Annotated in this window: 13 protein-coding genes and 1 pseudogene; 2 read left to right on the plus strand and 12 right to left on the minus strand. The window is 70.1% G+C overall.

Annotated features, from left to right (window positions below; genetic code table 11):
* Positions 1-12: 12 nt before the first annotated feature.
* Together tnpA and O7629_RS13340 are read left to right on the plus strand one after the other, a co-directional pair.
* The gene (gene tnpA / locus O7629_RS13335) at positions 13-483 is read left to right on the plus strand and encodes an IS200/IS605 family transposase (RefSeq protein ID WP_278169484.1); all 471 of its coding nucleotides are present in this window, start codon (positions 13-15) and stop codon (positions 481-483) included.
* Positions 484-529: 46 nt separating this feature from the next.
* A pseudogene (locus O7629_RS13340) lies at positions 530-690 on the plus strand (YwiC-like family protein); the annotation flags it as partial.
* A 252-nt stretch (positions 691-942) separates the two neighbouring features.
* Here O7629_RS13340 and O7629_RS13345 read toward each other — a convergent pair.
* The 12 genes from O7629_RS13345 to O7629_RS13400 all read right to left on the minus strand — a co-directional run bounded on the left by O7629_RS13345 (position 943) and on the right by O7629_RS13400 (position 14,296).
* Positions 943-2,172, minus strand: coding sequence for a cellulose binding domain-containing protein (locus tag O7629_RS13345; protein WP_278169486.1), 1,230 nt, complete (start codon positions 2,170-2,172; stop codon positions 943-945).
* A 105-nt stretch (positions 2,173-2,277) separates the two neighbouring features.
* Positions 2,278-3,213, minus strand: coding sequence for a PaaX family transcriptional regulator C-terminal domain-containing protein (locus O7629_RS13350; RefSeq protein ID WP_278169487.1), 936 nt, complete (start codon positions 3,211-3,213; stop codon positions 2,278-2,280).
* A gap of 36 nt (positions 3,214-3,249) precedes the next feature.
* Positions 3,250-3,585: a VOC family protein gene (locus O7629_RS13355; RefSeq protein WP_278169488.1), complete on the minus strand. Its 336-nt coding sequence runs from the start codon at positions 3,583-3,585 to the stop codon at positions 3,250-3,252.
* Positions 3,582-4,565 (minus strand): LLM class flavin-dependent oxidoreductase, encoded by a 984-nt coding sequence (locus O7629_RS13360; protein ID WP_278169489.1) that lies wholly within the window; start codon positions 4,563-4,565, stop codon positions 3,582-3,584. Before O7629_RS13360 ends, O7629_RS13355 begins: the two co-directional genes overlap by 4 nt.
* 8 nt (positions 4,566-4,573) lie before the next feature.
* Positions 4,574-5,545: an enoyl-CoA hydratase/isomerase family protein gene (locus O7629_RS13365; protein WP_278169490.1), complete on the minus strand. Its 972-nt coding sequence runs from the start codon at positions 5,543-5,545 to the stop codon at positions 4,574-4,576.
* Between the two features lie 15 nt (positions 5,546-5,560).
* A complete protein-coding gene (locus O7629_RS13370; protein ID WP_278169491.1) occupies positions 5,561-6,553 on the minus strand; it encodes an LLM class flavin-dependent oxidoreductase in 993 nt (330 codons plus the stop codon).
* Complete coding sequence (locus O7629_RS13375) at positions 6,550-8,199, minus strand: class I adenylate-forming enzyme family protein (protein ID WP_278169492.1); 1,650 nt, start codon at positions 8,197-8,199, stop codon at positions 6,550-6,552. Before O7629_RS13375 ends, O7629_RS13370 begins: the two co-directional genes overlap by 4 nt.
* Complete coding sequence (locus O7629_RS13380) at positions 8,196-9,239, minus strand: LLM class flavin-dependent oxidoreductase (protein WP_278169493.1); 1,044 nt, start codon at positions 9,237-9,239, stop codon at positions 8,196-8,198. The genes O7629_RS13375 and O7629_RS13380 overlap by 4 nt, the downstream gene beginning before the upstream one ends.
* On the minus strand, positions 9,236-10,363 hold the full coding sequence (locus O7629_RS13385) for an LLM class flavin-dependent oxidoreductase (protein ID WP_278169494.1): 1,128 nt from the start codon (positions 10,361-10,363) through the stop codon (positions 9,236-9,238). Before O7629_RS13385 ends, O7629_RS13380 begins: the two co-directional genes overlap by 4 nt.
* A gap of 80 nt (positions 10,364-10,443) precedes the next feature.
* Positions 10,444-11,541 (minus strand): acyl-CoA dehydrogenase family protein, encoded by a 1,098-nt coding sequence (locus O7629_RS13390; RefSeq protein WP_278169495.1) that lies wholly within the window; start codon positions 11,539-11,541, stop codon positions 10,444-10,446.
* Positions 11,542-11,554: 13 nt separating this feature from the next.
* A complete protein-coding gene (locus O7629_RS13395; protein WP_278169496.1) occupies positions 11,555-12,706 on the minus strand; it encodes an acyl-CoA dehydrogenase family protein in 1,152 nt (383 codons plus the stop codon).
* Between the two features lie 39 nt (positions 12,707-12,745).
* On the minus strand, positions 12,746-14,296 hold the full coding sequence (locus tag O7629_RS13400; protein ID WP_278169497.1) for an AMP-binding protein: 1,551 nt from the start codon (positions 14,294-14,296) through the stop codon (positions 12,746-12,748).
* Between the last annotated feature and the right edge of the window lie 69 nt (positions 14,297-14,365).

Raw genomic sequence — 14,365 nt, forward strand, 5'->3', positions numbered from 1 at the left:
TCATATTGGTCTATGGCAGAAGTCGAAGACGTCCGTACCGGCAGGCACCGTGTCTTCGCGATGCATGTTCACTTGGTTTTCGTGACGAAGTTCCGGCACACGGTGTTCGCCGACCGGCACCTGACCCGCATGGAACAGATCATGCGGGACGTATGCACGGACTTCGAGGCCGAACTGGTCGAGTTCAACGGCGGCCACAACCATGTCCACCTGCTGGTCGACCACCCACCCAAAGTCGCCGTGGCCCGCCTGGTCAACTCACTCAAGGGCGTCCCGTCGCGCCGCCCGCGGCAGGAGTTCCCCGACCTCGCACGCCACTACCACCGGGCCAACAAGCTCTGGTCGGGCTCGTACTTCGCCGGCTCCGTCGGCGGCGCACCACCAAGCATCGTGACGCAGTACATCGAGCAGGAAACCGGCCAGGTTAGAGCACTGCTCGGACCCTGGCGGCCCTCCCAGCGCGGGCCTTCACCCCCGGCCTGAAGGCCGGAGCACTGGCCCGCATTCCGGTAGCGGGTCCACCCGATGCCTCGGGCGGCGGCACGTCCCACCTCAGCACGGAGCGTGGGCGATGCTCATCGTCCCCCGGCTCGCCGGCGTCCTGGTGACCGGTCTCCGGTGGCCGCATCTGCCGCTGCTCGGTGCCTGGTGGCCGACTACCTGTGCTGTTACTACCCCCTGCAGGCCGTCAGTTTCGCATCAGTGGCACTGAGGACGTCGGCATCCCGCACATCTGTGGCTCCGCTCCGGTGCTGGCGGCCGCCGTGACCGGTCGACGACTTCGCGGGCGACCACCGCGTACATGGCCGCGACCCTACCCGGTTCGGCTCCCACCTCCTCAGTAGACATGTCGGCGTGAGACAAGCCAACCGGCGCAGGCTCAGGCGGGCCGGCACCTGAGTGCCGGCCCGCCGAGCGGTTGATCCGTCAATGGTGGTGGAATCAGGTCCCGGCGCAGGTGACGGTGGCGCCGCTGCCGTTTCCGCTGCCCTGGAATCCGAAACTGGTGCTCTGGCCGGCGGCCAGCCGGCCGTTGTAGCTCTGGTTGGTGACGGTAACGGTGCCGCTGGTGCCACTGGCGACGCCGTTCCACATCGAACTGACCGACGCTCCGCTCGGCAGGTTGAGGGTGACCCGCCAGCCGGTGAGCGGGGTGCTTGCGGCGGTCACGGTGACGGTCGCGACGAAGCCACTGTTCCACTGGTCCTGCACCGTGTAGGCGGCGGTGCAGGCGGGGGCGCCGGTGGGCGGCGGGGTGGTCGGCGGCACCGTCGGCGGCGCAGTGGTGGGCGCCACGGTCGGCGGCGGAGTGGTGGGTGGCGGGTCGCCGTCGAGCGTCAGGTTCTTCTGCTGGACGCTCCACTGGCTGCGGCACAGGCCGCAGTCGGCACCGACGAAGTTGGCGCCGGCGGTGGTGTCGCCCTTGAGCCGCCACTTGAGGTAGAGCACCGCTACCCGACCGAACTCGCCGCCGTTGGGCTGGTCGTAGGTGCCGCCGTGCCCGACGTTGAGGTTGCCCATGAAGGCGGGCAACCCGGCCGGCAGCTTGCCCCAGTCGTCGATGGCGTTCGGGTACGCGATGTCGCTGGGCCCGCCGATGAAGTAGGCGATCGGCTTGGTCAGTCTCCTGAGCTGGTAGTCGTCGGCGTCGTTCAGCAGACCGCTGCTGAAGATGCCGGTGGTGGTGACGCGCGGGTCGTTGGAGACGGCGTAGGCCTCCAATCCGCCACAGGAGAAGCCCGCCACGGCGACCTTTGTCGTGTCGAGCTTGCCGTAGTACTTGCTGCCCGGCCGGGAGTTCTCCGCGACGGCCCAGTCGATGGACTGGGTGAGCATCTGGGAGGTGGTGGAGCCGGACCCGTTCGGGGCGCCGTTGGCGATGGCGAGGAAGCCGTGGGAGGCGATCTCGCGGAGGAAGTTGCCCTGCGAGAGGCCGTTGGCCGAGCAGCCGCCGTTGCCCCAGACGAGGATCGGAAGGCGCTCGGCCGGGAGGTTCTGGGGTCGGAAGATGGTGTGGTTTGCCAGGCTGGCCGCGGTTTCGTAGTCGGCGGGGTAGGGGCCGGAGCCGCCGACCGCGGCACCGGCCGGTGTCGCGCCGAGCGCGACGGTCACGGCGGCGACCGGGACGATGACGGTCGCCAGGACAGCGGCGATCTTCGGTCTACTTCGCATTGCCCCTCCTGCGGGTGTCGCGACAGGCGCGTGGACCGCCCGGCCGCGTCCCACAGCATTCCGATGCAAGCTGTGCAGTTACTATCACCCTGGCAACGAAATGTGTCAATGGATCGCCCGGTCGGAGTCCCTCGATGCCTGGAAGTGGGTGATCCACGAGGCGGCATCCGGCCAGTACGGCGTCACCACCTCGACGAGCCGGGCCTGCGCGAGCGAACCGAGCGCCGAGTGGATGTCCAGGAAGATCTCCCTGGCCTGCTGCCGGGGCCAGGGATCCGGCAGCAGATGCGCGGGCAGATCCGGATCGGTGTCGGGGAACCTCCGCCAGGAGTCCATGGCGGAGGTCCGGGCCACCAGGGCACTGACCGCATCCACCTGCCCGTTGCGCACGGCGGTGCGCAGCGGCGCGAACCGCGCGATGAAGCTCGAGTACGCGGCGGCCAGCCCGGCCAGGTCGTACGCGCCGGCCGGGCCGTGCGGCCCCGCCTCCTCGTCGAACCGGACATGCATGACCGACCACCGGGCACCGGTCACCTGGCGCAGCAGTTCGCTCAGTGCCCGCTTCACCGGCTCGGCGTCGGATCCCGGCCGGATCCAGACGCTGTCGTACAGGCCCACGAAACGCAGCGCGCTCAACGCCCTGCGTACCGCGTGCCGCGACGCCTGGCCGGAGCTCGGAATCGAGAAGGACACCATCAGCCACTGGCCGGACCACTGGGGCGGACGGGCGCCGAAGCTCAGGAAGTGCCGCATCCGCGAACGGTGCCGGGCGATCGCGGCGGGCGTGAGATGGTAGACCGGTGGCCGCCCGGTCCCCCGGGTCGCGATGAGTCCCCGCTTGACCAGCCGGGACAACGCCGCACGGGCGCTGGACTCGCTGACCCCGAACTCGGCCAGAATGGCAATGACCGCCGCCGACGGCAGATCGGCGTCCGATGAGTCGAGATACTCACCGAGCAGGGTCGCCAGCAGATGCTGTGGGCTCGAGCCGGCCTGTGCGCGGGGGATTCGAAGGTCGTCGGCGGGTTCCTCGGCGTTCACCTCACCAGATTGCACCCGCCGGCATCGCCTCGCCGGTCAGGCCCGTCGTTCGTAGACGACGACCGGGACGCCGCCCGGGTCGACAACCACCGACCGCCGCTCATGCGGGCCCGGCACGGGATCCCCGACCGACGCGCCGGCCGCAGCCAGCTCGGCGAGGCAGCTGTCCAGGTCGTCGACCTCGACGCTGAGCAGGGTGCGGCCGGCGACGGGCTGCTGCGATCCGTCGGCCAGGCCGATGGTCACCGTCCCGTCGGTGAGCGCGACGTACCGGTCACCGTCGCGGAACCGCACCGTCAGTCCGAGCCGGGTGTAGAAGTCGACCTGGGCGGCCAGGTCCCCGGCCGGAACGACAACGTGGCCGATCCTCATCGCCGGAACCTCGGCATCACCTCGTGGGCGAACCGTTCGACAATCTCGACGGACCGCTCGATCGGCAACCCGAGCCACTGGGCACGGAAGACGAAGTGGTTGAAGCCGGCGGCGGCGAAGTCGGAGATCTTCGCGGCGATGTCGTCGGGAGAGCCGAAGAAGAGCGCCTTCTCCTTGATCGCCTCCCACTGGGACTCGAAGTAGTCCATGCCGTACTGGACGTACTCGCCGTAGGACCGCCGGACCGCGTCGCCGGCGATCGCGTGCGCGGCGTCGGCGGAGTCCGCGACGCACAGGTCCCGGTGGATCGGAAACACGGCGTCCTCGTCGTCGAACCCAGCCGCCCGGCGCTGTTCCCGGTACTCGGTCAGGTTTCCGATCGCCCAGTTGCGCCGCACGTTGGACGGGGCGAGCCACGGCAGTCCCTGACGGGCGATCCGGGCGATGCCGGTCGGGCCGTTGGCACCGACCCAGATCGGCGGGTGCGGCCGTTGCCGCGGTAGTACGCTGCACCGCACCCCGTCGAGGGTGAAGTGCCGCCCCTCGTGGTGGACGGGCTCACCGGTCCACAACCGCTGCATCACCGCCAGCGCCTCGTTCATCCGCGACACCCGGGTACGCCGGTCGATGCCGAACGAGGCGAACTCGGCGTCGCGGTAGCCGGAGCCGATGCCCAGGACGAACCGACCACCGGACATCTGGTCGATGGTGGCGATCTCCTCCGCCCAGTGCACCGGATGTCCGAGGGGCAGGATGAGGATGCCGGTGCCGATCTGCATGCTGCCGGAGTGCTCGACGAGCCGGCTCAGCAGCGGCATCGGCTGGGGTGTGGCAAGCGACGACAGGTAGTGGTGGATACCGAACACCGAGTCGTAGCCCAGGTCGCGGATGTGCTGGACGTACTCGACCGTCTCACCGATCCGCCGCTGCAGGTCGTCGCCGAGGTCGTACTGGTGATCCAGGAGGATGCCGAACTTCACGGTTGCGCCTACTTCTCACGCGACCGGGTGTCGCTGAGCCGGAAGTACGGTGCGACCAGCCGGTCCCGGTCGGCCAGCGCCTGGCCGACGCCCTTTTCCCGGCGTTCCTTGAGGAAGTTCCAGTCCCCTTCGTCGAAGCTCACGTTGGTCGCCCAGCCGTGCCCGACCCAGCCGGTCATCGCACCGAGGCCCTTGCCCCGGGCCTCCATCACCAGTTGCATCATCGACTTGCCCATCATCAGCGAGTCCAGCGGCATGACCGCGATCGCGTCGGCGTAGTCGTCGACCCACCGCTGCAGTTCGTCACGCTCGACGACCTTGGTGACCAGGCCCTTGCGTTCGCCCTCCTCGGCGCCGATGGCCCGCATGGTCAGCATGACGTCCTTCATCGTGGTCAGGCCGACCTTTTCGATCCAGTGGTACATGTCCTGTGGGGCGGGACCGAGGTAACGGAACGCCGGATGGGTGAACCGGGCGTCAGGGCTGGCGATGACGATGTCGGCCGACAGCGCGATCTGGAAGTGGCCGCCGTAGCAGTACCCCTGCACCTGGCAGATGGTCGCCTTGAGCGACTCGATGATCGGGCGGGTGAAGCCGGAACTCAGCACGTTTCGGTCGGGCAGGATGCGTTGCCGCTGCGCCGGCCGCCGCCGCGCCGCCTTGTCGGTGCCGGTCCGGTAGCCGATGTAGTGGCCGAGTTCGGCGGCGTCCGCGCCGGTACCGAAGTGTTCGCCTTCGCCGGTGAAGACAATGACCTTGACCCGGTCGTCGGTCTCGGCCTGGCGGACCAGGTCACCGACGCGTTCGAAGGCGGCCACCGGAATGGCGTTGAGCCGCTCGGGACGGTCGAAGGTGATGGTGGCCACCGACCGCTGCTCGTCGACGTCGTACCGGACGTACTTCGCCAGGACCTCGGGGTCGACCTCCATGTTCTCGACGTCCCACTGGTGTTCCAGAAGTTCGGCTTCGGTCTTCTTCACGGCGGGTTCCTTAGGTCAGCTGGTACGGAAGGCGGGGAACACCTCGGCGGCGAACAGCCGCAGCGAGGCGCGCAGTTTCCCGGTCGGCATGCCGAGCCACCCGGGGCGGAAGATGACGTGGTCGAACCCCAGCTCCCGCAGCACGGAGATCCGTTCGATGAGCAGTTCCGGCGAGCCCAGCAGCAGCGTGTTTCGGACCAGTTCGTCGAAGCGGTCCCGCTGCCAGCGCAGCGCCGGGTACTCGGCGTAGGTGGCGTACTCCCGCCGGGCGTGCGGCAGCGCCTCGGCGACGGCCTGCTCGGTGCTCGGCGCGCAGTACAGCTCGACCCCGACCGGGCGCTGCACCGTCGTCGGGTCCCGGCCGTACTCGGCCAGCGCCTCCTCGTAGACGGCCCGATGCTCGGGCAGGAACCGCCGGCTCGGTGAGTTGCCCGGCGCGTACCAGGCGTCGCCGAGACGGGCGGCCCGGCGGACCGCCTTCCGGCCGCCGGCGCCGATCCAGATCGGTGGACCGCCCGGGGTCAGCGGCGCGACGCCGATGGTCGCGGCGGTCTGCGGGTAGAACTCGCCGTCCTGGGTGACCGGTCGTCCGGTCCACAGCGCGCGGATCAGCCGGATGCTCTCGTCGAAGCGCCGGAACCGGCTCTGCGGGTCGATCCCGAAGGCGGCGAGCTCATTGTCCCGGTAGCCGGCACCGACGCCGAGGACCACCCGTCCGCCGGAGAGGTGGTCGAGGGTCGCGAACTCCTCCGCGATGTGTACGGGGTGGAACATCGGCAGCAGCAGAATGCCGGTGCCCAGCAGCATGTCGCCGGAGCGCGGAATGAGGCTGGCCAGCATGGAGATCGGTTGCGGGGTGGCCAGGTTCGACTGGAAGTGGTTGATCGTCCAGACCGAGTCGTAGCCCAGTTCAGCGGCGAGTTCGACGGTGCCGAACAGGTCGGCCAGGTGCGCGCCGAGGTCGTCGCCGTGCGGATACTGGTGCGAGGCCATGATGCCGAACTTCATCCGGACGCACCTGCCTGCGTCGCACCTGCCGGCGTCGTGGCCGGCGTGGCTCGGCTGATCTTGCCGGTGGCGCTGCGTTCCAGCGCGGCGACGAACTCGATCCGTCGGGGCGTCTTGAAGTGGGCGAGCCGGTCCCGGGCGTACGCGACGAGGCGCTGGGAGAGTTCGCCGTCGGTCACCGCGTCGTCCGGCCTGCGCACCACGAGCGCGACCGGAATCTCGCCGAGCCGGTCGTCCGGCCGCCCGAGCACGCGCACGTCGCTGACCAGCGGATGCTTGCGCAGCTCGTCCTCGATCTCCTCGGGCCAGACCTGGAAACCACCGCATTTGATCATGTCCCGTTTCCGGCCGACCAGGAACAGCACCCCGTCGTCGTCGACGTAGCCGATGTCACCGGTGTGCACCCACCCGTCCCGGACCAGCTCGCGGGAGGCGGCGTCGTCGTCGACGTAGCCCCTGGTCAGCTTGGAGCGGACCACCACCTCGCCCTGCCGGCCGCCCGGCAGTGCGGCACCGGTCTCGTCCCGGATCTCCAACTCCACCCCCGGGTAGACCCGCCCGGCGGAGCCGGGCTTCCAGCGGCCGGCCTTCATGTCCCGGCCGGTCCAGCCGGCGATGTGCCCGGCCTCGGTCGATCCGTAGTTGACCAGGATCGGCACCCGGTACCGCTCCTCGAAGGCGCGGCGCAGCGACCACGAGATGGCCTGGCCGGCCACCAGGACGGACTTGACCCCGTCGAACGGCAGGTCCCGTTCGGCGTGCACGATGTCGTAGACCATGGTGGGCAGGAAGAAGAAATTGTCGAACCGGAACCGGTCCATCAGGTCGGCGAGCCGGTCGACGCCGAACCTCTCCCAGACCACCGCCGGACGCCCGACGAAGAACGCGAACAGCAGCGAGTGCTGACCGCCGCTGTGGAACAGCGGCAGGGCGATGAGGTTCGGTTTGGCCGCCGCCGTGGCGGTGCCTTCGGCGTCGGTGCCGGTGGCGACGCGGGCCAGCCGCATCAGCGAGTCACGGGTCCCGCCGTGGGTGACGCTGACCGCCTTCGGCCGGCCGGTCGTCCCGCCGGTGAACAGCACGCAGGCCTCGGCCTGCGGGTCGACGTCGACCGCCGGCAGCCGGACCTGCCGACGCCACGGCAGTGGCTCGAGGTCCGGTTCCCCGACGCCGCTGGGCGCGCAGGACGGCTCCCCGACGCCACCGGGCGCGGCGGGCGGCTGCGCGACGCGGCGGATCGGGACCCCGGTGCCGGTGCTGGCGAGTTCGGCGATCACGTCCGGGCTGCGCCCGTCGACGAGCAGCAGCCGGGGGCTGGTCTTGGCCAGCGACTCGGCGAGTTCGGCCGCGTTGTACAGACTGCTGACGGTGACCGGGACCGCGCCGATCTTCCAGCAGCCGAAGAGGAAGAAGACGATGTCCGGGCCGTTGGTCAGGTAGCAGGCGACCCGGTCGCCGGCGCCCACGCCTTCGTCCCGCAGGGCGACTGCCACCCCACCGGCGAGCAGGTCGATTTCGTCGAACGTCCACGACCGGCCGTCCTCGCCGTACAGGCCGACGACATCGCCGCGGTCGGCGCGGCGGCGTTCCAGCACGCGGGCCAGATTGTCGGCGTCGGACGGCGTGCTCACATGGTCGGTGCTCATCGGGCGGCCTCCGGCACGGATGGCGACGCGGGCGGCGACGCGGGCGGCGACGCGGGTCGTGACGCGGCGAGTCGGGGGACGACCTCCGCGCCGAAGCGGGCGAGCTGCTCCATCGCCTCGGCCTGGCTGGCGCCGACGAACTGGTGCCGCAGCGAGACCTCGGTGATGCCGAGTTCGGTCTCCCAGCGCCGCAGCTTGTCGACGATCTCGTCCGCCGAGCCGACCAGGCAGTCCTGCGCCAGGTACCGGTCGATGTCCAGGGACTGGGCGTCGTCCCAGGACCGGTAACCGGCGTACTGACGCTGCAGGTGCGGTCGGACGGCCTTGACCGCGGCGGGGTAGCTGTCGCCGATGAACGCCTCCCGGCTCATCGGATACTCACGGTCGAGAGAAAAACCGCGGTCAGCGAGTTCGCCCCGGTAGACGCCGAGCAGTCGGGCGAGCTCCGCGTCAGTGCCCTTGGGGCCGATGAGCCACGGCGCATCCAGTCGAGCGGCGCGGCGGACCGCCGGCTCGGCGAACGCGCCGATCCACAGCGGAGGACCGCCGGGCTGCACCGGCCGCAGCGCCAGCGACGCGCCGGGGACCTCGCCCCAGCTGCCGGCGATGTCGATCGTCTCGCCGTTCCACAGCGACCGCAGGATCGGGACGTACTCGCGTAGTCGGCGCAGCCGGTCGGTCCACTCCACGCCGAACGCGGCGGTCTCCCGCTTGCGGTAGCCGGCGCCGATGCCCACGGTCAACCGTCCCCGGCAGAGCACGTCGAGGGAGGCGAGGTCCTCGGCGAGCGCGACCGGGTTCAGCAGCGGTGCGAGCAGCACCCCGAAGCCGATGCGTACCTGGGTGGTCGCCCGGGCGAGGTAGCCGGCCAGCGGCACCGGTTGGACGAACGCCGACTTGGCGAGGAAGTGGTGGCCGAGGTAGACGGCGTGGAAGCCGGCCGCCTCGGCGGCGGCGGCCTGGTCCAGTACCTGGTCGATACCGTCGGAGGCGCTGGTCGACGGATCGAACTGGGCACTGAGGAAACAGCTGACCCTCATCCGATGACCGCCTGGCTGGCGGAGGTCGTCAAGACGTCATCGGCCCGGTCGTGGCCGTCGGTCCGGCCGCCCGCCTGGTCCGCCGCGCGGAAGTGCGGGATCACCTTGGTGGCGAACTCCTCCATTGACTTCAGCGCGCTCCGCCGGTCGAGCGACGGGATCCGCAGCCAACCGATGTAGTGGTTGATGCCGAGCTGCTCACGCAGCATCTCGATGGTCTCGATGACGCGCTGCGCGGAGCCGAAGTTGCCACCGTGGGTCAGGGTCTGCTCCAGGGTCAGCAGTTCGATGTTCTTGGCGACCGCCGCGTAGTAGGACCGCTCCTGCTCGATCGCCTCCTCCGAACCCGGGATCACCTTCCCGACGGACTTGTAGTAGTTCATCGCGGCCCGGGCGGCCTCGCGCAGGCCGTCCTCGCCGTCGCCGCACCACACCTGTTGCATGAAGGGCAGTTCGTAGGCGGCGATGTCGAACCCGTTGGCCTGCATGCTCTGCCGGTAGAGGCTGAAGTTCTTCTGCATGATGCCCAACGGCGTGAAGTTCGGTGAGGTGATGATCGGCTCGCCGACCGCGCCGCGCTCCCGGAAGCTGTCCGGGGAGACCGTGCCCTGCAGGATCGGCGGACCACCGGGGGTGAACGGCCGGGGGTAGGTCGTGACGTCGTCGAAGTGGTAGATCTCGCCGTGGTAGGAGAACTTTTCCTGGGTCAGCGCCAACCGCAGCACGTCCAGGGTCTCCTGGTAGCGCTGCTTCGACTCGGCCAGAGCGATCCCGAAGCCGGCGAACTCGGCCGGCTGGTAGCCGCGGCCGACCCCGATGGTCACCCGACCACCGCTGAGCACGTCGAGCGCCGCGATGTCCTCGGCCAGCCGCAGCGGGTGATGCAGTGGAAGCACCAGCACGGCGGTGCCGATCGTGATCCGCCTGGTCCGCTCGGCGACGGCCATGCCGAAGTTGACCGGGCTGCCGAGGATGCCGTACTTCGAGAAGTGGTGCTCGGCCAGCCAGATCGAGTCGAAGCCGAGTTCGTCGGCCAGCTGGATCTCGTCGAGAGTCTCTCGTAGCACCTGATGGTCCGATGCCCCGTCGGCCACCGGGAACAGGTTCATGATTCCGAACTTCACGACCACTCCTCGTTTATTCCGACCAGCCGGTATGTTACCGCTGCGTTACTGGCACTGCAAGGTCTGCGCAGGTCAGCGCCTTAGTCCGTAGGGTGTCCCGGACCTGCCAGGCGCGCCTCGATCCGTAGCGCGCCGGCCCGGTGCCGGTGCCACCGGCCACGGCCGAGCCGGGCGTCGAGCACCAACGCCCGACGTAGGAACAGATGCGGATCCGCTTCCATGGTGATGCCCATCCCGCCGTGCACCTGGATCCCCCGCTCAGCGGCGAAGACCGCGGCCTTGCCCGCCGCCGCCTTCGCCGCGTGCACCTGGATCCCGGCGTCCGGGCGGCGGTTGTCGACCGCCCAGGCGGCGTAGAGCGTCAGGTCCCACGCCGCCTTGCGCGCGGTGGCGGCCTCGGCCAACTGGAACGCGACCCCCTGGAACGACCCGATCACCCTGCCGAACTGCACCCGGGTACGGGCCTGCTCGGCGGCCAACTCGATCGCGCCCTGCGCGACACCGCACAACTCGGCGGCGACCACCAGCGTCGCCCGCCACAACCCGGTGCCGACCGGGTCGACCCGCTGCGGTGTGGACAGCGACACGTCCGACAGCGGCACCGACGGGTCGAACGACCGCCGCTCGGTGACCCCGGCCCGCTCGGTGACCCCGGCCCGCTCGGTGACCCCGGCCCGCTCGGCGAGTGCGGCAGCGTCGGCGATCCAGACCTCGTCGGGACCGGCGACGACGAACCCGTCCGCCTGAGCGGCGTACGGCACCAGGGTCCGCACCAGCGGATCCGGCACCGACCGGTCCGGCCAACCGGCCATGGACGGCACGTCGACCGCCGGGGTGAGCACTCGCCGGCCGTCGAGAATCTCGTCGGGCAGCGGCACCGACCGTCGGTCGTCGCCGCAGAGCAGCTGTACGGCGCCCGCGTGGGCCGCGAACCGAGTCGGGACCAGCTGCTCACCGAGCACCTCGACGGCGACGAGCAGGTCGATCAGAGCCGACCCGACACCGCCGGCCGACTCCGGCACGCCGAGCAGGCCGAAGTCGCGCAGCAGCGGCCCGTCGGCGGCGCAGGGCCGCCAACCGGCTGACAGCGCGGCCCGCGCCGCGCCGGCCTGCGCCTTGGCGAGGGCCGCGACGGTCCCGCCGATCTCCTGCTGTTCCTGGGTGAATGTCGCGTGCACGCGGCCACTCCGCTCAACGTGAACGGGGCAGGTTCAGCACCCGCTCCGCGAGAATCGACTTCTGGACTTCCTCCGTGCCGCCCTCGATCGTGTGGGCGCGGGCACGCAGGTAGCGGTGCATCCGGGCGGCGGCGCCGGCACCGTCGAGAAGCACTCCGCCGGCGTCGTCGAGCTGCACCGCGAGCCGGTTCGCGTGCTGCACCACGCCGGCCCACAGACTCTTCAGCGCCGACGTCTCCGGGCCGGGGACGCCACCGGCGCGGCTCTCCGCCAGCATCCGCATCGACCCGATCCGGACCGCCTCGGCGTCGCACTGCAACGCACCGATCGTGTCGACGACGGCGCTGTCGTCAGCCAGTCCCCGCGCTATCGCCAGATCGACGACCCGGTCCACCGCCTGTCGGGCCCACACCCACAGGTTCAGCGCCATGCTGCCGCGTTCGAAGGCGAGCGTGGTGAGCGCGACCTTCCAGCCGTTGCCGACCCCGCCGAGCACGTCGGAATCGGGGACGAACACGTCGTCGAGGAACATCTCGTTGAACTCGGTGTCCCCGTTGATCATCACCAGTGGTCGGACGGTGAACCGGTCCATCGGGGCCAGGAAGTAGGTGATGCCCCGGTGCCGGGGCTCCTCGGGGTCGGTCCGCGCCAGCAGCAGACACCGGGAGGCGTTGTGCGCGTTGGAGGTCCAGATCTTGGTGCCGTTGATCAGCCAGCCGCCGTCGACCCGGGTCGCGGCGGTACGCAGACTCGCCAGGTCGGAGCCGGAGCCGGGCTCACTGAAGCCCTGGCACCAGTACTCCTCGCCGCGCAGGATGCCCGGCAGGTACCGGGCCTGCTGCTCGTCGCCGCCGTGCGCGATGATCGTCGGACCGGCCAGCATCATGCCGACACCGTTGAGCGGGTACGGCGCGCCCCGGACCGCCGCCTCCTCGTTGAAGATCGCCTGCGCCAACGAGTCCATTCCCCGACCGCCGTGCTCGACCGGCCAGGACAACCCGGCCCAGTTGCCGGCGCAGAGTCGCTCCTGCCAGACCCGTGACCAGTGCTCACGCTCGCTCTGGGACAGCTCCTCCTGATCGGGCACGTCGCGCAGCGCCTGGTCGAGCCAACTGCCGGCCTCGCGCCGGAACGCGAGGTCGCTGTCGCTGTCATCGAAGTCCACGCCGGGCTCCCCTGTCGTCGGACACCTCACACGTCGTGGTCACGCCGACACCTCCGGGGCACGGGTGAGCCGCGCCTTGTAGAGCTTGCCGTTGGGGTCGCGGGGCAACGCCGCGCGGACGACGTACGAATGCGGACGTTTCGGCTTGGCCAGCCGTTCGGCGAGGTAGGTGCGGATCTGCGCGAGCGCCGTCTCGGCGTCGGGCGCGCTCTCGGTCAGCACGACGTGGGCCTGCGGCACCTCGCCGAACTCAGGATCGGGTACGCCGACGACCCCGGCGTCGGCGATCCAGTCGTGGCCGAGCAACGCGGCCTCGATCTCGGCCGGGTAGACGTTGACCCCGCCGACCAGGATCAGTTCGGCCGCCCGGCCGGTGATGTAGAGGAAGCCGTCGGCGTCGACGTGGCCGACGTCCCAGACGGTCATCAGCCCGTCGCGGCGGGCGCCGTCGGTCTTGCCGGGGTCGTTGTGGTACTCGACCCGGTCGGAGCCCTGACGCATGTAGACGATGCCGGTCTGCCCGACCGGCACCTCGTTGCCGAGCTCGTCGAGGATCCGCAGCGTCGAGATGGAGGCCGGACGACCGACCGTGCCCGGGTGGGCGAGCCACTCGTGCGGGCGGGCGATGGTGGTGCCGACCTCGGTCGAGCCGTAGTACTCGTAGACCACCGGGCCGAACCAGTCGAGGATGCGCTGCTTGACCTCGCGCGGGCACGGCGCGGCACCGTGCAGGACGTAGCGCAGCGAGGAGATGTCGTAGCTGTCGCGAACGCCCTGGGGCAGTTGCAGCAGCCGGTAGAAGTGGGTCGGCACCATGCTGGTCCCGGTGACCCGCCGCTCGTGGACCCGACGCAGGAAACCCTCCGGCGTCCAGCCGTCCATCAGCACCATCGTGCCGCCGGCGTGCAGGGCGCCCATCGCGGGGGTGATGTTCGCCGAGTGGTACAGCGGGGCCGAGACGAGCCAGGACCCGAACGCGGGACGTTCCATCCCGAACTCCTGGAACAACCACCGGTAGGTCGACGCACCGGTGTCGGCGTCGACTCCGGCCAGGGGCCGTTTCACCCCCTTCGGGCGGCCGGTGGTGCCCGAGGTGTACATCATCAGCGACCCGGCCGGGGTCTGCTCCGGGCTGACCGTCGACATACCGTCGGTGAGCTGCGACAACGGACGAACGCGATCGGTGGTGGGGACTCCGTCGACGTACATCTGGATCCCGGGCACGCCGACGGCGGCCGCGGCTGCGACGACCGACTCCACCCGCCCGGAACAGACGACCACCTTGGCGCCGCTGTCGGCGAGGATGTAGGCGATCTCCGGCTCGGTCAGGTGGTAGTTGAGCGTCACCAGGTAGAGCCCTGACTGCATCGCGGCCAGGTAGAGCGCGACCATGCCGGCACTGTTGGTCATCACCGCCGCGACCGTGTCACCGGCACGCAGGCCCGCGCGGGTGCGCAGGCCGTGCGAGATCCGGTTCACCTCGGCGTACAGCTCGCCGTAGGAGATCTGCCGATCGTCGGCAGTCACGATCGCGCACAGGTCCGGCTCGGCGGCTGCCCAGAGCCGGAAGCCGGTCCGCTCGTCGCTCATCGGACTCCTTGAGTTAAATTCCGACCATCCGGTATGTTGTTGTTTCCACAGTAAGGGAGGCGTCTGACG

The sequence above is a fragment of the Solwaraspora sp. WMMD792 genome, assembly GCF_029626105.1.
In the GTDB taxonomy this organism is placed as follows: Bacteria; Actinomycetota; Actinomycetes; order Mycobacteriales; family Micromonosporaceae; genus Micromonospora_E.